Source organism: Oceanobacillus sp. M60, from assembly GCF_053839645.1.
Window position 1 is genome coordinate 24,237 of the sequence record NZ_JBSSNH010000010.1, and the last position, 18,251, is coordinate 42,487.

Below are 18,251 nucleotides of genomic sequence, written 5' to 3' on the forward strand. Positions count from 1 at the left end.
CTAGCTCCTATACGTTCGTGTTCTCTTTACTTTACCATGGAATCACCTTGTGTTAAAGCTCCCTTCAAATCAGCAATCACTCCTCTGACCGGACAGCTGTCCGGAGTATTTTAAAATAACGCTGCTGCGCCAGATAATCTGCGTGGGCTCTTTCTAAAGGAACCGATAAAAACCGCACCTCTGCCCCAATCTTCTTTTGCACCAGCTGAGGAATATCTGCGGCGATGACCGTAGCAATACGTGCGTATCCTCCTGTTGTCTGCCGGTCCGCTAAAAGCACGATCGGCTGACCATTTGCCGGCACCTGAATGGTACCGGGAAGCACAGCATCCGAAATAATGTCCGCTTTATCCACATGAGACAAAGCCTTCCCTTCTAAACGATAACCCATGCGATTGGACTGTTCAGTAATACGATAGCTTTCCTGAAGAAATTGCTGATAGATTGTGTCTGAAAAAGCAGATATATCCGGCCCGGTAATGACTCTGATTGGACGGTGCTGTTCATAATTTGGTATATCTGTCTTTTTTAAATACCTGCCTGCCCGGATGGATTTCAGATTTTTATCCTCTGCAGATAGGCGGTCTCCTTTTTGCAAGATTCTTCCCTCTATCCCGCCAAGATTGGCTTGCGCATAGGTAGACTTGCTCCCCATTACTGTTTCGGCATAAAATCCGCCGCTTACTGCCAGATAAGCATAGGTTCCATGAACCGGCTTGCCAAATGACAGAATCTGCCCTGTATAAACGCGGAAGGATTTCCATGGACAGACAGGCTCTCCGTCAACAGCTGCTGACAAATCTGCGCCGCCGACAGCAATGACCGCATCCTGTAAAAACTTCAATCGGGGGCCCATCAACATGATTTCCAACGTTGCTGCTTCCTCCGGATTGCCGACGAGCAGATTTGCAATGCGATGGGCAAAGGTGTCCATTGCTCCTGCCGTCGGAATACCGTATTTTTGATAGCCAATCCTTCCAGTGTCTTGGATACTGGTCGATAATCCAGGTTTCATGACTTCCAAGATTTCTTTCAACGTGAATCACCTGCCGTAACTACCTTCGAATACAGAGCACCATGCGATTTCACATGTCTGCACTGACTCCTGCAGCGTGCCGCAAATTCATTCATTGCGCCAAAGCTCTTTTTTGGATTCCCATTCAAAACGATATGCAAATTCATGATTGCTCCTCCTTTTCTTGGTTTATCTGAGGCCGGTAGCTTCCGTTTTCTACTGCTTCTTCTATTTTATAATAGGTTTGCAGATCAATTGCTTCAAACTGGAGCAGATCTCCGGATTCGATAAGGATTTTTTTCTCCCCCTTCGCATCATAAAGATGTACAGGAGTTTTGCCGATAATTCTCCAGCCTCCAGGGGATTCCAGCGGGTAAATCCCTGTCTGTTTATCCGCAATACCTACTGCCCCCTGCTCCACCATTTTTCTTGGATTATCCAGCCTTGGTACGGCAAGCTTTTCAGATAAACCGCCTAAATAAGGAAAGCCAGGCATAAAGCCCATCATATACACATAATAAAGCGGCTCCGTATGCAGACGAATCACTTCTTGAATGGAAAGTTTAGAGCGGGCAGCAACATCTTCCATATCTAAGGCAACCTCCTTGTCATAGCATACTGGAATCGTAATCTTTCTGGCTGCAGGAGGAGCTGTTTCCTCCATTATTTTTTGTAAATGGATAAGCTTTTTTTCAAGCTCTCTATAAGTGATTTCACTCGGATTATAATAAATCGTGATGGCAGTATATGCAGGAATCCATTCCGATACTCCCTGTATTGGATATTTTTCTAAGAGAGCGCCAAAGCGATGCACTGCGTTATTTACTTGTCTGTCAATGGCATTGCCAAAGGGAATTCGTACACCGCGGTCTCCGTATAGTTGAATAGGATACATGATTTATCACCTGCCTTTTTTGTTCTGAACTTTCTGTATTCATATTGTACACCTATTTTTTAGCAGAAACGAATGATTTGAACACGCAAAATCCAAAAAAGCGGCTCTACATTCAAACAATGAAAGTAAAGCCGCTTTTCCTATGTTAGTTTTAAATTATTTCTTTTTACTGGTTTGCTAAGTTTGCACCATTAGCAGCGATGGTATCTTTATACCAGTAAAATGATTTTTTGCGTTTTCGTTCCAGTGTGCCGCTGCCGTCATCATGCTTGTCCACATAGATAAAACCATAGCGTTTCGACATCTCCCCGGTGGAGGCACTTACTAGATCAATGCATCCCCAGCTCGTATATCCCATTAAATCCACACCATCTTCTACAGCTTCAAGCATTTGTTTCATATGCTCCCGCAGGTAGTCGATACGATAATCATCTTGAATCGAACCGTCCTCTTCCACTTTGTCATAGGCACCTAAACCATTTTCTACAATAAATAATGGCATCTGATACCTGCTGTATAGCCGGTTGAGGGAAATGCGTAAACCAACCGGGTCAATTTCCCAGCCCCAATCACTAGCTTTCAAAAATGGATTTTTAACGCCGCCAAGCAGAATATTTCCATCTGCTTGCCCGCCATTCACATCCACTTTCTTTTCTGTCTTGGACATGTAATAACTGAAGCTGATGTAATCCACTGTTCCTTCCTTGATAATATCCAAGTCGCCATCCTCTATCTCCAATTCAATGTTATGCTCCCGGAAATACCGCTGGATATAAGCTGGATATTCTCCTCTTACTTGTACATCTGTACAAAAATAATTAAAGCGTTCATCCTTCTCCAATGCATCCATGACATTTTCCGGGTTGCTGTCATAGACATAGAATGGAGCGTAAATAATCATACATCCAATCTGGGCTTCCGGCATGATTTCATGGCATCGTTTCACTGCTTTCGCGCTCGCAACAAATTGATGATGGAATGCCTGGAATGTCGGTTGATAACGATCTTCCTCTTTTTTAATCGCAAACCCTAATCCCATGATTGGCATCATTAATCCGCTGTTGATTTCATTAAAGGTCATCCAGTATTTCACTTTCCCCTGATAACGGGTAAAAATAGCTTCCGTATATCTTTCAAAGAAAGTAATAGCTTCCCGATTTCTCCAGCCGCCGTACTCCTTCACTAAGTGCAGAGGCATTTCATAATGGGAAATGGTGACGACCGGCTCGATATCATATTTTAACAGCTCATCAATGACCTTATCGTAGAAAGCCAGTCCTTCCTCATTTGGCTCCAATTCATCGCCATTCGGGAAAATCCGTGACCAGGCAATAGATAAGCGGAATGCTTTAAAGCCCATCTCTGCAAATAATGCAATATCTTCTTTGTAACGATGATAGAAATCGATTGCTTCATGATTCGGATAGCTTTTTCCTTCTTCTATTTCAAACTGAAATCCCGGATTACGCAGCACCTGTAATCTTTCTTTTCCGCCAGGCAGCACATCGGCTATATTTAATCCTTTATTTCCTTCGTGAAATCCGCCTTCTAATTGGTTGGCTGCTGTTGCGCCGCCCCATAAAAATCCTTCTGGAAAAGCTTTTGCCATGTTACTCTCCTCCTTGAGTCATTATTATTCTTCCTCTTACTTCTTTCCTTCTTCAACATAACTCATATCATTGACAGAATCTAGCTGAAACTCTCCGTTCTGATACGTTATAACGGATACACTTGCATTATCAAGACCGCCTTCTGGCACCTCATAATCATCAAAATACGTATCCAGCAAAGCAGATATACTTAACCCGTGAGAGACAAGTAAAACATTTCCTGACCCCTCTTGCCCTTGTTCTGCTTCTACTAACTCATCCAGGCCCTCTGTCAGCCGTGCTGTAATGGTATCATAATCCTCTGCAGGCCAATTAAGTCCCTCTTCATCTCTTCCTTCGTCAAGCTCTGCTACACTGTTTGAAAACATTTCTGGTTCGAGATTTTCTAAAAATTCCTCCAGTGTAATTCCTTGCAAATCTGCAATATCCTGCCACATTGTCTCGTTTAGATCTCCTTCATATGTTCCGAAGTTAAATTCACGAAAACGTTCATCTGTATTTAAATCAAGTTCCGAAGATGTTTCGTTTTCTTCCATAATGATTTCTGCTGTTTGAATAGCCCTTCCGCTGTCACTGCTGTAGGCATTTTGGAAATCAATATCTTTTAAACCGATTCCTGCTTGTGTGACGACCTCTTCACCTGCCGGAGTCAATACAGCATCAGACCAGCCCTGCACACGATCGGTTGTATTTAACATTGTTTTCCCGTGACGGACAATGTAGATAGTTAATTCATCATTTGATTCTGCTTCTACGACTTCCTTTTCACTCCCCTCTGTATCTCCGTCATTATTTTCCTCTGCTTCGGAACTGCTGCAAGCTGCCAGTACGAATACAAAACATAGTGCTGCCATGACTCCCCATATCTTTTTCATATCTTTTCTCCTCCAAAATAGATTTATTCTTTATTTTATAAGTCACTTTTTGCCCAACTGTAATATTGATACTGTTATATGCCATGCTCCTGCTACATTTTCCTTCCACCTCCTTTCAGCTTTTTTAGAAATAAAAAACCTGAATTATTTTGAACACACTTCACGTGCATTCAAAACAATCCAGGTTATGCCCAATAAGGTAACATTCCATTTTGCCAATATTCAATCTATATTTAGGTTAGAATAAAAAATAAATTATGTCAACGGTTCCATTTCCCTAATTATGAGGACCCTCTATACCAAAAGAAATGTCATGAGGCCGGTTTTTTTCAAACGCCAGCTATGCTTATTCTTCTTTCAAAAAAGAAAACCTGAACAAATTAAACAGATAGAGCGCACTCTATGCCGTTTAACTCATTCAGGTTTTGCCTGCCTCACAGTAACAATCCTTTATCACCTTCATTATATATAAGAACGCTTTCAAAATCAATAGCTAAGAAAAATCAAGAATACCGCTTGGTCTTTAAAACATCAGTGTTCTCGCCGAAGAGATGTCCGCTGCGGGAAGTCGCTTTCCGCGGGCAACGCTTCAGTCTCCTCGGAAGAAAACCGCTTCCTGCGGGGTCTTCACCTGTTGCTTTTCCTGCAGGAGTCGACTTCCCTCCGCTCCCATCTAAGAAGAATTATGTTTTATTTACTTTTTTACAAAGAAATAACACAAATTCTAGCGACGCTTTTGGATAGGACAAGCAATGTTGTCAGGTTAATGAATTTTCTTAAATATTATACAGATAGTAATAAAACCTATCTAGCGGAGGAAAAACACGGAGACTCCTATGGGAAAGCGCAATGGTCTTCGGTGGGGCGAGTAATCGCAGGCCCAGGGTGAAGACCCCGCAGAAAAAAAGCGAACTTCTTTTTTTCGAGGAGGCTGAGCGCAAGCCCATGGAAAGCGTAGTGTTTTTCCGCAGCGGTCGCATTAACCTGACAACATTGAAGATTACTCCCTTAATGAAACTCATTGTAGCGGCTATATTCAACATTTTTTATATACTTTCTTATTCTTTAAAAAGAAACTTCATCCTGCATCTTGGTGCTGAATGAAGTCTCCGTTATGCCATATAACTGCTGTGCTTATATCTGATGAATGACTTCTTTCACGAGTTTTACAAATTTACTGCGCGATTGTGCAGCAACCTCAATCACTTCATCATGACTCAGCGGCTGATCTAATATACCGCTTGCCATATTGGTTAAGCAGGAAATACCTAATACCTTCATTCCGCCATGGACGGCAACAAGCGCTTCAGGAACGGTGGACATGCCGGCTGCATCTCCTCCAAGCACGCGAATCATGCGAATTTCTGCCGGTGTTTCATAAGCTGGTCCGCTCCACCAGGTATATACACCCTCCTGCAAATTAATCTGATTTTCTTTGGCAATAATTTTAGCCAAATCGCGAAGTTCACGGTTATATATTTGGGAAGAATCCGGAAAACGAGTTCCCAGGTCATCATTATTTGGGCCAATTAATGGGTTCGTTCCAACTAAGTTAATATGATCTGTAATCAGCATTAAATCACCAGGGTTAAAATCTTTATTTACTGCTCCGCTTGCGTTGGTAACAATCAGTTTATCCGCACCAAGCGCCTGTATAACACGTACTGGAAAAGTCACTTCATCCAAGGAATAGCCTTCATAATAATGGTAACGCCCTTTCATCGCTACGATACGCTTGCCATGCAATGTACCGATAACAAGCTGATTGGCATGTCCAACAGCTGCGGATTTAGTGAAATGCGGGATTTCTTCATACGGAACGACAACTGCGTCTTCTAATTCATCTGCCAAGCCGCCTAATCCGGAACCAAGAATAATACCGATTTCTGGGGTCATATCTGTTTTACTTTGAATAAACTCTCTTGCTTCTTTTATTTGCTGTGTCTGATGCATTTATGATTTCCTCCTTAAAGTAGCTTTATTTTTTAGCTTCCCGATGACAGTCTGTTAAAAACGCCAGCGTCTTTAAACGGTGTACACTTCTATCTTATCTTACAGTTCGATATAAAATCAATTTGTCAGTGCAGTAATCTATGTTAAGCGATTAAAAATAAGGTGTCAATTAGGAACCAAAAGCGCTTGGTATAAGACGTGGACTGCGTCAACTTATCACAAATACCGCCATCATACATCATCCTTTTCTGCCATCCAAATAAAAAAACCAGGCGCTTCACCTGGTTTTCTGTCTTTATTCTTTAAATTCCAGCATTTTATTTTTTAATTCCTCTTCCATGCCGATTAATTCTTTTTCTGCCTCATTACGCTTTTTACGTCCATCTGATTGAATTTGCAGTGTTTCTTCGATGGTAGACATTAATTTTTCCTGCGTCTGCTTCAATGTATCAATATCGACAAGGCCTCGTTCATTTTCCTTGGCTGTCTCCACCGTATTCTCTTTCAGCATATCCGCATTTTTTAATAATAAATCGTTTGTTGTTTGCGATACCTGTTTCTGTGCTTCCATCGCATGACGCTGTCTTAATAGGGTCAAGGCAATGGCCACCTGATTTTTCCATAGTGGAATTGCAGTTAAAACAGAGGATTGTATTTTTTCGACAAGTGCCTGATTCGTATTTTGGATAAGACGGATCTGCGGAGCACTTTGCATTGTAATTTGACGGCTTAACCGGAGATCATGCGTCCGTTTTTCCAGCCGGTCCACAAATTGAAGCATATCATTTACTTCCTGAACATCCATCTGACTTCCGCTTGTTTCTGCTTTTTGGCGAAGCTGCGGGATAATCTCATTATTGATTTCCTCCACCTTTAATTCGCCGGCAGCAATATAAATATTTAAAGCATCGTAATAATCCCGGTTGGTAGAAAATAATTTATCAAGCATTTCATTGTCCGACAAGAGTAAATCTTTATTTCGGTCCAGACGCACACTGATACGATCAATCTGGGAGCTTGTCTTTTGATAACGGGATAATACCTCATTCACAGATTTCGACAGTTTTCCAAACAAACGTGATAAGAAGCCTGTTTTCTCCTCCTGCAGTTCAGAAGGGTCAATATCCTCCAGCTTTTTCATCAGCTCATTTAGAATCGAACCAATTTGGCTGACATCCTGCTTTTGAACATGCTCCAGCATCTCATGTGAAAATTGATGTAATTTTGCTTGTGCCTCTACACCATATTTCACTAAAGACTGTTGGTTGGTTGTATCGATTTGCTGCTTTAACTGCTCTGCTTTTTTACGATGCTCGCCGGGAAGTCTGTCAACCAGTCTTGGCGCCTCCGAGCTTTCCATATTTTGTTCGGAAATATCCGTTGAAACCTCTGTTCGTTCTCCAAACGGGTCATTTAATAAATCATTTATCGAATCATTAGTTTGGTCTTTTGCAGTCATGTAGAATCCTCCTTATTTTTTAGATCGGCGCAGCGTCTTTTTAGCTACATCCAGCTCAAAATCCAATGTTTCTAGATCATCCCTCAGCATCACTTGCAGATCCTTTTTAATCGTGGGACTAAAGGCGGTAAGCGTCTGCCTGGTTTCCTTTAATGATTTTTGCATCTCGATAGATGGAGAAGGCTGGCTGGAAAGATACGCATAACGCTCTGATAATTCGACAAGCGAGTCTAAATGATTATAGAAGAAACGCTCTGCCTGGTAAAATCGTACCGGTTCTTTTCTTGCGTTGTTATATATTTTTTGAGCCGTTCTTACAATCGTTAAATTCTCCCGCGCATGCTGGAAAGACCTTACTTTGAATAAAGCTTTCTGCATACGTGTGATTTTTCCTCTTGCCTCTTTTAAATTGGCATCAATAAATTTATATTCTTTTTTAGTCAATCCCTGACTTTTAACAAATCGATAATCCATAATCTGTTTTGTGGCTGCATAGGTCAATACGCCCCCAATTGCAGCAAAAAGACTGGTCAACAGGACAGTCTGTCCATATATAAAAAAGCTAACAAGCCATATAGCTGTCAGGCTGACAGCACCAACAAAGCTCTGCATTAAAAATTGCATAATTGCTCGCATATGCTCACTCCTACGTGATTAATCATTCTATCCTAAGTATAATCGTCTATACTCTTACTCTTATTATACTATTACGAACGAGGCTTTTAAAAGTTTCAATTTCTTTTTATTTAAAACCCGTTACATAAATTATTTTCTCATATCTCACCTGCAGTAAGAAATCTTTAACAGCAGCTTTCTCTTCTTCCTCTTAAAGAGACCCCTGTTTAATTTATCTTTATATTAAAAAATATGATAATATAAGAATAAATGTTCTTATATTTGCCGCACCGAAATTAGCAGACTTACATTCATGGAGGGATTTTTAATGAAACGAATTGGTATTGATGCAGGCGGATCTTTAATAAAAATTGCCTATGAAGAGAGAGGCAAGCTTCGATTAAAAACTTTTCCTGCCAAGCAAACCCATGAGGTCATTTCCTGGTTGAAGTTGACTGCACCGGAAGCAGCGCTTCAGGTGACAGGCGGAAGAGCTGAACAGATTAAAGCCGACAACCAATCTATTTCTATTTTTAAGGAATTCACATGTGTAATAGAGGGAACAAAGTACTTATTATCGGAAGAAAAAAAGCTTCCGGATACGGATTATCTTTTAGTGAATATCGGCACAGGAACTTCTTTTTTCCACAAACAGAAACGCTTATCAGGAACAGGAGTCGGCGGCGGGTTGTTTACAGGCCTCGGAGCAATTATTGCGGGTACTTCTGATTATCATTCACTGGTAGATCTGGCCTCTAAAGGAGACAGGACCTGCAGTGATTTGATGGTCTCAGATATTTATCAATCCAGCTATTCGCCTGTCGAGGCTTCTTTGACCGCTGCTAATTTTGGAAAAGACCAGCTGGATCAATCCGTTTCAGCTGAGGACCAGCTGGCCGCATTAACCCAGCTTATTGGCGAGACGATTGTACTGCTTTCCAGCTTAACGGCAAACTCATTAGCTACAAAAGAAATCGTCATGATCGGCGGTGCATTGACCGGAAATCCGCTTTTAAAGCAAGTGATAGGCTCTTTTGAAAGTATGTTTGATTACAATTTAACCTTTTTAGAAAAAGGAGGCCATGCCGGTGCTGTCGGTGCATTATATTACGATGAATAAAAAGAATGACAGGAACAAGGAGAATTCATTTTGAAAAACATTATTTATTTCAGCTTTATAATTATCTTTGCATTGGCAGGCTGTAACGCAGACACAGATACAGCTGTACAATCAAACAGTGTGGACGGAGATTTTCAAGCACATTTTATCGATGTCGGGCAAGGCGATTCCACCTTATTCACTTTCGACGACGGAGAGGAGGAAACGGCAATCCTGTTTGATACGGGGGACTGGCAGGGTAATGAAGTGGTTCCTTACTTAGAGGCACAGGGAATCTCAGCAATTGATCTTGTCATTATCAGCCATCCGGATGCAGATCATATCGGTCAGCTTTCCAAAGTCCTGGATCATTTTGCTGTCGATGAAGTTTGGATGTCCGGAAATGAAAGCACCTCCAATACATACCAAACTGCGATGGAAAAAATCCTATCTCAGGATATCAATTATCATGAACCGCGGACCGGCGAGGAGTATGAACTTGGCCCGATTGACTTGGAAGTGCTGTACCCTGAGGACATTTCCGGAAAAGCGAATGAAGAGTCGGTCAGTATTCGTTTAGCCTATAATCAGGTTTCCTTTGTTTTGACTGGAGATGCCGGAGTGAAGGAAGAAAAGGAAATGATAGAAGCTTCTTCGCTTAACAGCACCTTCTTACATTTAGGGCACCATGGCTCCAATACATCCACTGATCCCGCCTTTTTAGATGCTGTCGATCCGCAGGCTGCCATTTATAGCGCTGGAGAAGATAATTCATACGGGCATCCAAGTACAGAGGTTATTGATTTATTAGATGATGAAAACATTGACTGGTACGGAACCGATGTTGATGGAAACATTGTTGTTACGACAGATGGATCATCCTATTCGATTGAAACCGAGATGGGCGAGGATATTACTGTTTCCAAACCAGATGCAGCCGAGGAGAAGAATCAGGATGCTTCCGAAGACGCTTCTGCTTCAAATGAAGAAAACGAGGATGGCAGCTGTATTAATATCAATAACGCATCCCAAGAGGAATTAACCGGGATTATTCATATCGGTGACGAACGTGCCAATCAAATAATAAATAAACGCCCGTTCGATACGTTCGAGGAGCTGGAGGAAATTGACGGAATCGGTCCGAGCAGAATCGCAGATATGGAAGCCGAGGGTCTAATTTGTGACTTTTAAAGGAGGGATATAGCATGAAAGGAATTATCGACCGGTTTGAAGGCGAATCGGCTGTTATTTTAGTGGAAGCGGAGAATCGGGAATTACTTGTTCCAAAGAAAGAGCTCCCGAGTGACTGTAAAGTGAAATCAGCGGTAATTGTAGAAGAATCCGCAGGAAAGCAAAACCCAGTAATTCAGCTTGATCCGGAAACAGATCAGAAGAATAAACAAGTGTCCAGTAACCTGCGGGAAGCTCTATTAAATCGAAAAAAGAATAGTAAACTGAAAAAAAAGAAATAGTTTACCTCCTTTCTTCTTTCCAGCCAAGAGAAACCTCATTAAGGATAAGAAAAACTTGCTGCATCATTCCCTTTAAAACGCGAAAAAGAGCTGGTTCACGTATCAGCTCTTTTTCTATGTTTCACCATAAGAACATGCAAAACTCGTATACACTTACCTGATTAGTCAATGCTAGTTTCTTGCTGCTATTCTATTGTAAAACTTTTTGCTATACCGTTAATACCGGCTTCTCCTCCACCAGCGAAAGAAATAATTCCAGAAAGCGATTATCATCGGTCAGCTCCGGATGAAAAGCCGCTACAATTAAATTTTCTTCTTTTGCAGCCACAATTTTATCATCATAGGCAGCTAAAACTTCCACACGCTCTCCTGCCGATTCAATATATGGGGCACGTATAAACACGGCTGGATACGGCTCCTTCATTCCGTTCACATCCAGATTTGCTTCAAAACTGTCCCGCTGTCTTCCAAAACCATTCCGTTTAACTTGTACATCCATCAGACCTAAATGCACACTCTGCTCTGCATCCACCTGACCCTTGCCAAGCAAAACGAGACCGGCACAGGTTCCAAAAATCGGCTTCTTGGATTGGGCAAATTGTTTTACAGCATCCACAAGATTATTTTTCTTCATCAAGCGCCAAATTGCTGTGCTTTCCCCTCCCGGAATAATTAAAGCATCCACCGTTTCAAGCAGCTCCCTATTTTTAATCAGAATCGGCTCATGTCCTGCTTGTTGCAAATGACTCGCATGCTCTTCTGTCGCTCCCTGCATGCCAAGAATTCCGATTCGATATTTTTGTTCACTCATCGTATCCGCTCCTTTCAGCGACTTAGAAACTCCGATCCTGCATTCTATCCTCTGCTCTTAACGTTTTCATATCGATACCCTTCATTGCTTCTCCCAAGTCTTTAGAAAGCTCGCCAATTTTTTGGTAGTCTTGATAATACGTTGTTGCTTCAACAATAGAACGTGCAAATTTTTCCGGATTTTTTGATTTAAAGATACCAGATCCGACAAAGACCCCGTCTGCTCCAAGCTCCATCATCAATGCAGCATCTGCCGGAGTTGCCACCCCGCCTGCAGCAAAGTTTACCACTGGCAGCCTGCCTGTTTCCTTCACCTGCAGCAGCACTTCAAATGGTGCTCCAAGATTTTTAGCTTCTGTCATCAGCTCATCCGCGTTCATATGTACAATTCTTCTTACCTGTGATTGCACTTCGCGTAAATGGCGTACTGCTTCCACGATATTTCCTGTTCCAGGCTCTCCTTTTGTCCGAAGCATCGACGCGCCTTCTCCAATCCGGCGGGCTGCTTCTCCTAAATCACGGCATCCGCATACAAATGGAACAGTGAATGGCTTTTTATCTAAGTGGAATAAATCATCCGCCGGCGTCAGCACTTCACTTTCGTCAATATAATCCACCCCAAGTGATTCTAAAACACGTGCTTCGACAATATGGCCGATACGCACCTTTGCCATTACTGGAATGGATACAGCTTCCATTACTTCTTCTACAATACTGACATCTGCCATTCTCGCTACACCGCCTGCAGCACGAATATCAGACGGGACTTTCTCCAATGCCATGACAGCAACAGCGCCCGCTTCTTCTGCTATTTTTGCCTGTTCTTTATTAACAACATCCATAATGACGCCGCCTTTTTGCATTTGCGCCATTCCTCTTTTTACACGCTCTGTACCTGTTACTCGATCTGCCATTTTATTTCCTCCTAGATTTTTGATTGATTTTTTATTATTATAAAAATAATATGATATGAATGAAAGTGCCAATTTTTCATCATTTAATGAGGTCAGTTTTCCAGAGGAGAGAGAAGATGGATTTATTATCTGTTCATTTAGAAAAAACAAACAATAGCCCATTATACGAACAGCTTTATGAGTTTATTAAACAGGAAATTGTACAGGAGCGGCTTCCCTATGGCCAAAAATTGCCTTCCAAACGAAAGCTCGCCAATCATTTGGAAGTAAGTCAGAATACAGTGGAAACTGCTTTTGAACAGCTTGTTGCAGAAGGTTATATTGCATCACAGCCCAGAAAAGGATTCTATGTACTGGCCCATGGCGATTTAGAATTTGTAGAGCATTCGGGGAAAAAGGAGATTGCTGATGCGGGGAAAGAACCATCCGTTTTATTTGATTTTTCTCCCAATAAAATTGATACGGAGGCATTTCCCTTTTCTGCATGGAGAAAATTAAACCGTCAAGTGATTGATGAATCTCATCATGATTTACTGCTGCTTGGCGATGGGCAAGGCGATAAAGAGCTGCGCGAAGCTATTGCCCACTATGTCTATCACGCACGGGGAATTGACTGTGACCCGGACATGATTGTCGTCGGAGCAGGAATTGAAGTTTTAATGCAGCAGCTGCTTTCCCTGCTCCCCGGATCTACCATATTCGGCATTGAAGACCCCGGCTATCAGTTAATGGTGAAGTTAATAACACACTTTGGCTTTTTAGGACGAGCCTTAGATATGAACGAAGAAGGCGTGTCCATTGAAGCAGTTCGCCTCTTAGAGCCTGATTACATCTATGTCACTCCGTCCAACCATTTTCCATATGGAACAGTGACCTCCATCAACCGGCGCAATCAGTTGTTACAGTGGGCAAATGAAACAGCGGACCGGTATATTATAGAAGATGATTATGACAGTGAGTTTCGTTATACAGGGAAAACGATCCCTCCTATGAAAAAAATGGATTTCAATGACCGGGTTATCTACCTTGGTTCGTTTTCCAAATCATTGATTCCTTCCCTGCGAATCAGCTATATGATCCTGCCCAAAGCATTACTGGAGCAGTATCGGAACAGGCTTACTTTTCACCATTCTACAGTTTCGCGAATGGATCAGCATGTGCTGGCGCATTTTATTCAGGAGGGTTATTTTGAAAAGCATTTGAATCGAATGCGGAAAATATATAGAAAGAAATTTGAACTGGTCCATCAATTATTTGAACCGTATAAACCATCTATACAGCTTCTTGGAGAACAATCAGGACTCCATGTCGTCTGTGAGGTGCGAAATGGTCTGACAGAAGAAGAGATACTTCGAAGAGCGGAGCAGAAAGGTATCAAAATCTATCCGATTTCCTATTACGCTTCAAAAAATGCCGTTTTCCCTTATCCGCAATTTGTGATCGGCTTCGCAGGTATCGCAGAGGAAAAGCTCAAAGAAGCAGTACAATCGATTATCGATATTTGTCAGAAGTGAGTTTATCTCAAGCTGACTTGCTGCAGGATGGCATAGGGATTGTAAAACGCCCGCTGAATAAAGTTCCACTTTATGCTATAATAAATTATTCTCTGCAAAATGACGCAGCCTTCCAATAAAGGATTTTTATGGTTTCTGACCGTAATGGGATGCTGCCTGCTAATTTGGTTTGCTCGGCAATGACACAGGGTATTTATCATTACACCCAATTTATCAGCAGAGTATCGTTTCATCTGTAATCCAGTAAATGATTGCTTTTAACAGCAAGTGCTATTCATCAGGTCTGGTTTAAGCTTCGTTTTTATTTTATTCATCGCTTCTTGGATTTACTGGCATTTTAAAGCAGCAAAGGAATATATTTATTTTAATAAAAAGGAGGATTTTTATGGGTATTTTGGAATCGATTATCGGCCATATCAATGATTTTCTTTGGTCGTATATTTTAATTATTGTCTTAATAGGTTTAGGTCTTTATTTTACAATTCGGACCGGATTCGTCCAGTTTCGCCTGCTTCCGGAAATGTTCCGTGCTGTAGCAGATAAACAATCCTATGATGCATCTGGCAAGAAAGGGACCAGCTCCTTCCAGGCATTTGCAATCAGTGCCGCTTCCCGCGTCGGTACAGGAAATATGGCCGGCGTTGCATCAGCAGTTGCGCTTGGCGGACCGGGCGCATTATTCTGGATGTGGCTGATTGCGCTACTTGGCGCCGCCTCCGGATTTGTTGAAAGTACTCTAGCACAGCTCTATAAAGAAAAAGATAGCAATCAGTATCGCGGCGGTCCCGCTTATTATATTGAAAAGGGAATGAAAAAACGCTGGCTTGGTATTGTATTTGCCATCATGATTACTTTTACTTACGGATTGGTCTTTAACTCCGTTCAATCCAATACCATCAGCATTGCGTTCAGTTCACAGTTTGATATAAACCCTGTCTGGATTGCGGCTGTTTTGACTATTTTTGTAGCCATCGTTATCTTTGGCGGTTTGAAAAGTATTGCGAATGTTTCTCAAATTATTGTTCCTTTTATGGCAATTATTTATATCGGCTTAGCGCTTGTTGTCTTAGCTATGAATATTACCGTTATTCCAGATATGTTTGTACTTATTTTTGAAAATGCATTTGGAATCCGCGAGGTTGCTGGCGGCGGCTTTGGCGCAGCCATTATGCTGGGAATCAAACGCGGACTATTTTCTAACGAAGCAGGAATGGGTGCTGCCCCCAATGCAGCAGCAACTGCAGAAGTAAGCCACCCGGTCAAGCAGGGGCTCGTTCAGGCCTTAGGTGTTTTCTTTGATACCATCTTAGTTTGTTCGGCTACCGGATTGATTATTTTATCCGCCGGCGGCTTTGCAGGCAGTGAAGAAGACGGGATTGCGCTGACACAGACAGCCTTCACCCAAATGCTGGGAGATTGGGCAGGCGTGTTTATCGCCATCGCTATTTTTCTATTTGCCTTCAGCTCGATTCTTGGAAATTATTATTATGGCGAGAACAACCTGGCTTATATTAAAGACTCTAAGACCATCCTGTTTATTTATCGCATAGCAGCGCTTGTAATGGTTGTATTCGGTACATTGGCTTCCTTCGGCTTAGTCTGGTCTTTAGCTGATGTCACCATGGCCTTGCTTGCACTGATTAACCTTTATGCTATTTCTGTCTTATTTAAGAAAGCCAATATTTTATTAAAGGATTATATGAGGCAGCGGAAAGAAGGAAAAGACCCTGTCTTCTATAAAGATACTCTGGACGATCAGACCGGCATCGAGTGCTGGGAACGGGAAACCGAGAAACAATAATCATTTCCAAAGAAAAAGAAACCATAGCTGCTTTTGCCGGCTATGGTTTTTCTATGGATATAAGCAGAAATCAACATAACTTCAGAAGCGATTTTGCTTAAGCAAAGTTACCTCGTGTTTATAGCTTTCGTCTCCCGGGAAAATGGATAATATATAAATTGAAGTAAGAAATTACACTTTATTTTTCTTATAAAAATGACGAAATAATGATTGAAAACAGTAACTAGCGGAAGAAAAACACGGAGGCTCCTGTGGGAAAGCGCGGAGGGAAGACCCCGCAGAAAAAAAAGCGAACTTCTTTTTTTCGAGGAGGCTGAGCTCAAGCCCACGGAAAACGTAGTGTTTTTCTGTAGCGGTAGCTATTAATTTCAATTTATATAGCTATTATTTTTTTGTGATTAGGGCATATGTTGGATACAAGAAATCCCGGATTAATGAAGATTCAATCTATGGAATGCTTCATTTGATTGGACGTTTCCATATTTAGAAACCACCCGTAATACGAGGGGGGGTATTGTGAATAATAAAAACAGAAGATTTTTAATTATTTCTTTATGCATCAATACGATCCTGACAATCACAGCATTAGCGGGATTGGTTTACCTTCTTTTCATACGTAATCAAGCTGCTGATACAAGCTCGTCTTCTCTCTTGTTTATCTCATTTTTCATCATCCTGTTAGGTTTTGGTATCAGATTAATATTTAATATCATTTCGCTTTCTAAAATAAAAAATCAGAAAAATCATTGACTAATAAACTCAACTTTCACACATTAAAAAGTAACTTCATTTCCATGCTGCCTGGATTGGTTGTTCAGGCGAAAGCTGTTATTTCGTCCAACTCATCAAAATGTTATTCCTTTCATTCGCTGCAGAATCCTATCAGAGCGCAGGCCGACCACGTAGACTCCTATGGGAACAGGGCGAGCTGAAGATCCACTTGAAAAGCGGTTTTCTTTTCAAGTTAGCTGAAGCCGTCCCCATGGCAGACTAAGACCGCAACGTCCTGGGGTTGCGATTACTCACCCCATCGAAAAGAGTTGTTGCAACGTCTGCACTAGTACGTCCTGGGACTGCGATTACTCGTCCCATCGAAAACATTTGTACGTCGGAAAGCGGAGTGGTTGGCCGGAGCGGAGCTATGCACCATCACCTATTCCAAAAAGGGAGTATAATAAAAAAGGGAGCGCCGCAAAAACAATCTGCAGCATTCCCTTTTCGCTTTATTCAAATACAATGGTTTTATTTCCGTGCACAATAATTCGATCTTCTAAATGCCATTTAACAGCCTGCGCCAATACCCTGCGCTCAATGGATTGTCCAATCTTTTTTAAGTCCTCCACATTATGCTCATGGCTGACTGGCTCTGTTCCTTGTTCAATAATTGGTCCTTCATCTAAATCGTTGGTTACATAATGCGAAGTTGCACCAATCATTTTTACCCCTCGTTCAAAGGCACGTTCATACGGTTTTGCTCCGATAAATGCCGGCAGGAAAGAGTGATGGATATTAATGATTCTATCTTTAAATACTTCCACAAATGTCGGGGAAAGAATTTGCATGTAGCGTGCCAATACAATCAAATCAATATCGTAATCCTCTAAGATTTCCTTTTGCTTCGCTTCTATCTCCGGTTTGGTTTCTTTTGTAACAGGCAGATGATAAAAATCAATCCCTAATGCTTCTACCATTTTACGGGAATTTTCATGATTGCTGATAACCACTGGAATATTTGCCATTAAATCGCCGCTTTGCCATTCCCATAACAGCTCTAGTAAACAATGCGACTCTTTTGAAACAAAAATCGCGATATTTTTCAACTCATGAACGAGACTTAGCCGCCAGTCCATTTGAAAACGATCGGCAATCTCCTGAAATTCCTGCTTCAGTTTTTCCACGTCTGTCCCGGTCTGGTATTCAAAATCAAGGCGCATAAAGAATTCGCCGCCTTTTGGATCTTGGGTATATTGATTAGATGTGACAATATTTGCCTGCTGGTTCCATAAAAATGTAGAGATTGCAGACACAATTCCCGGCTGATCTGGACATTTAATCATTAATCTTGCTCTATTTTCATAACGGTCTTTATAAAAATCTGTCCGTTTATCTGTATACATATTCACTGTCTAATTTCCTCGCTTTATTTATATTCGTAAACTATAGATTATCGGAAAAGTGGGCGTCTGGTCAAGTGTTTTATCAGAAAGATACAGCCAAAG

General features: G+C 41.6%; 17 protein-coding genes. 6 read left to right on the forward strand and 11 right to left on the reverse strand.

The window, feature by feature from the left end; all coding sequences use genetic code 11:
- Positions 1-76: 76 nt before the first annotated feature.
- The 5 genes from ACW0TQ_RS20440 to ACW0TQ_RS20460 all read right to left on the reverse strand — a co-directional run bounded on the left by ACW0TQ_RS20440 (position 77) and on the right by ACW0TQ_RS20460 (position 4,395).
- Positions 77-1,036: a 5-oxoprolinase subunit C family protein gene (locus ACW0TQ_RS20440; protein WP_042529965.1), complete on the reverse strand. Its 960-nt coding sequence runs from the start codon at positions 1,034-1,036 to the stop codon at positions 77-79.
- Positions 1,033-1,182: a hypothetical protein gene (locus tag ACW0TQ_RS20445; RefSeq protein ID WP_175297004.1), complete on the reverse strand. Its 150-nt coding sequence runs from the start codon at positions 1,180-1,182 to the stop codon at positions 1,033-1,035. The genes ACW0TQ_RS20440 and ACW0TQ_RS20445 overlap by 4 nt, the downstream gene beginning before the upstream one ends.
- Positions 1,179-1,910: a 5-oxoprolinase subunit PxpB gene (pxpB, locus tag ACW0TQ_RS20450; RefSeq protein WP_289585276.1), complete on the reverse strand. Its 732-nt coding sequence runs from the start codon at positions 1,908-1,910 to the stop codon at positions 1,179-1,181. Before pxpB ends, ACW0TQ_RS20445 begins: the two co-directional genes overlap by 4 nt.
- Before the next feature lie 166 nt (positions 1,911-2,076).
- Complete coding sequence (locus tag ACW0TQ_RS20455) at positions 2,077-3,519, reverse strand: glycoside hydrolase family 1 protein (protein ID WP_042529961.1); 1,443 nt, start codon at positions 3,517-3,519, stop codon at positions 2,077-2,079.
- Between the two features lie 36 nt (positions 3,520-3,555).
- Entirely contained in the window at positions 3,556-4,395 is an 840-nt protein-coding gene (locus ACW0TQ_RS20460) for a histidine phosphatase family protein (protein WP_042529959.1), read from the reverse strand.
- Between the two features lie 849 nt (positions 4,396-5,244).
- Here ACW0TQ_RS20460 and ACW0TQ_RS20465 point away from each other — a divergent pair.
- Complete coding sequence (locus ACW0TQ_RS20465; protein WP_139089013.1) at positions 5,245-5,499, forward strand: hypothetical protein; 255 nt, start codon at positions 5,245-5,247, stop codon at positions 5,497-5,499.
- Positions 5,500-5,529: 30 nt separating this feature from the next.
- Here ACW0TQ_RS20465 and ACW0TQ_RS20470 read toward each other — a convergent pair whose 3' ends face one another.
- The 3 genes from ACW0TQ_RS20470 to ACW0TQ_RS20480 form a co-directional block, all read right to left on the reverse strand.
- The gene (locus tag ACW0TQ_RS20470; protein WP_455725958.1) at positions 5,530-6,348 is read right to left on the reverse strand and encodes a purine-nucleoside phosphorylase; all 819 of its coding nucleotides are present in this window, start codon (positions 6,346-6,348) and stop codon (positions 5,530-5,532) included.
- Between the two features lie 295 nt (positions 6,349-6,643).
- Positions 6,644-7,807, reverse strand: a complete 1,164-nt coding sequence (locus tag ACW0TQ_RS20475; RefSeq protein WP_042529954.1) for a toxic anion resistance protein — start codon at positions 7,805-7,807, stop codon at positions 6,644-6,646.
- A 12-nt stretch (positions 7,808-7,819) separates the two neighbouring features.
- Positions 7,820-8,443 (reverse strand): 5-bromo-4-chloroindolyl phosphate hydrolysis family protein, encoded by a 624-nt coding sequence (locus ACW0TQ_RS20480; protein ID WP_193065495.1) that lies wholly within the window; start codon positions 8,441-8,443, stop codon positions 7,820-7,822.
- A gap of 307 nt (positions 8,444-8,750) precedes the next feature.
- Here ACW0TQ_RS20480 and coaW point away from each other — a divergent pair, with 307 nt between their 5' ends.
- From coaW to ACW0TQ_RS20495, 3 genes are read left to right on the forward strand one after another with little or no spacing between them, the layout of a single operon-like run.
- Positions 8,751-9,542 (forward strand): type II pantothenate kinase, encoded by a 792-nt coding sequence (coaW, locus tag ACW0TQ_RS20485; protein WP_455725959.1) that lies wholly within the window; start codon positions 8,751-8,753, stop codon positions 9,540-9,542.
- Positions 9,543-9,572: 30 nt separating this feature from the next.
- On the forward strand, positions 9,573-10,712 hold the full coding sequence (locus tag ACW0TQ_RS20490; protein WP_455725960.1) for an MBL fold metallo-hydrolase: 1,140 nt from the start codon (positions 9,573-9,575) through the stop codon (positions 10,710-10,712).
- 14 nt (positions 10,713-10,726) lie between these two features.
- Positions 10,727-10,993: a DUF3006 domain-containing protein gene (locus tag ACW0TQ_RS20495; protein WP_455725961.1), complete on the forward strand. Its 267-nt coding sequence runs from the start codon at positions 10,727-10,729 to the stop codon at positions 10,991-10,993.
- A 208-nt stretch (positions 10,994-11,201) separates the two neighbouring features.
- Here the strand turns inward: ACW0TQ_RS20495 and pdxT are convergent, their stop codons facing one another.
- A complete protein-coding gene (pdxT, locus tag ACW0TQ_RS20500; RefSeq protein ID WP_042529944.1) occupies positions 11,202-11,804 on the reverse strand; it encodes a pyridoxal 5'-phosphate synthase glutaminase subunit PdxT in 603 nt (200 codons plus the stop codon).
- 22 nt (positions 11,805-11,826) lie between these two features.
- Entirely contained in the window at positions 11,827-12,717 is an 891-nt protein-coding gene (gene pdxS / locus ACW0TQ_RS20505) for a pyridoxal 5'-phosphate synthase lyase subunit PdxS (RefSeq protein WP_193065493.1), read from the reverse strand.
- 116 nt (positions 12,718-12,833) lie between these two features.
- Here pdxS and pdxR point away from each other — a divergent pair, with 116 nt between their 5' ends.
- Together pdxR and ACW0TQ_RS20515 are read left to right on the forward strand one after the other, a co-directional pair.
- Entirely contained in the window at positions 12,834-14,231 is a 1,398-nt protein-coding gene (gene pdxR / locus ACW0TQ_RS20510; protein WP_256705038.1) for a MocR-like pyridoxine biosynthesis transcription factor PdxR, read from the forward strand.
- Positions 14,232-14,616: 385 nt separating this feature from the next.
- Positions 14,617-16,032, forward strand: coding sequence for an alanine/glycine:cation symporter family protein (locus tag ACW0TQ_RS20515; RefSeq protein ID WP_193065491.1), 1,416 nt, complete (start codon positions 14,617-14,619; stop codon positions 16,030-16,032).
- Positions 16,033-17,255: 1,223 nt separating this feature from the next.
- Here ACW0TQ_RS20515 and purU read toward each other — a convergent pair.
- Complete coding sequence (gene purU, locus ACW0TQ_RS20520) at positions 17,256-18,155, reverse strand: formyltetrahydrofolate deformylase (protein ID WP_419880333.1); 900 nt, start codon at positions 18,153-18,155, stop codon at positions 17,256-17,258.
- Between the last annotated feature and the right edge of the window lie 96 nt (positions 18,156-18,251).

What these genes read in the sequence shown, in the direction of transcription:
- ACW0TQ_RS20475 (WP_042529954.1), bottom strand. Translation starts at nt 7,807, where the DNA reads ATGACTGCAAAAGACCAAACTAATGATTCGATAAATGATTTATTAAAT.
- ACW0TQ_RS20495 (WP_455725961.1), top strand. Translation starts at nt 10,727, where the DNA reads ATGAAAGGAATTATCGACCGGTTTGAAGGCGAATCGGCTGTTATTTTA.
- ACW0TQ_RS20515 (WP_193065491.1), top strand. Translation starts at nt 14,617, where the DNA reads ATGGGTATTTTGGAATCGATTATCGGCCATATCAATGATTTTCTTTGG.
- pdxT (WP_042529944.1), bottom strand. Translation starts at nt 11,804, where the DNA reads ATGAGTGAACAAAAATATCGAATCGGAATTCTTGGCATGCAGGGAGCG.
- ACW0TQ_RS20465 (WP_139089013.1), top strand. Translation starts at nt 5,245, where the DNA reads ATGGTCTTCGGTGGGGCGAGTAATCGCAGGCCCAGGGTGAAGACCCCG.
- ACW0TQ_RS20470 (WP_455725958.1), bottom strand. Translation starts at nt 6,348, where the DNA reads ATGCATCAGACACAGCAAATAAAAGAAGCAAGAGAGTTTATTCAAAGT.
- ACW0TQ_RS20480 (WP_193065495.1), bottom strand. Translation starts at nt 8,443, where the DNA reads ATGCGAGCAATTATGCAATTTTTAATGCAGAGCTTTGTTGGTGCTGTC.
- pxpB (WP_289585276.1), bottom strand. Translation starts at nt 1,910, where the DNA reads ATGTATCCTATTCAACTATACGGAGACCGCGGTGTACGAATTCCCTTT.
- ACW0TQ_RS20445 (WP_175297004.1), bottom strand. Translation starts at nt 1,182, where the DNA reads ATGAATTTGCATATCGTTTTGAATGGGAATCCAAAAAAGAGCTTTGGC.
- pdxS (WP_193065493.1), bottom strand. Translation starts at nt 12,717, where the DNA reads ATGGCAGATCGAGTAACAGGTACAGAGCGTGTAAAAAGAGGAATGGCG.
- ACW0TQ_RS20460 (WP_042529959.1), bottom strand. Translation starts at nt 4,395, where the DNA reads ATGAAAAAGATATGGGGAGTCATGGCAGCACTATGTTTTGTATTCGTA.
- pdxR (WP_256705038.1), top strand. Translation starts at nt 12,834, where the DNA reads ATGGATTTATTATCTGTTCATTTAGAAAAAACAAACAATAGCCCATTA.
- ACW0TQ_RS20455 (WP_042529961.1), bottom strand. Translation starts at nt 3,519, where the DNA reads ATGGCAAAAGCTTTTCCAGAAGGATTTTTATGGGGCGGCGCAACAGCA.
- coaW (WP_455725959.1), top strand. Translation starts at nt 8,751, where the DNA reads ATGAAACGAATTGGTATTGATGCAGGCGGATCTTTAATAAAAATTGCC.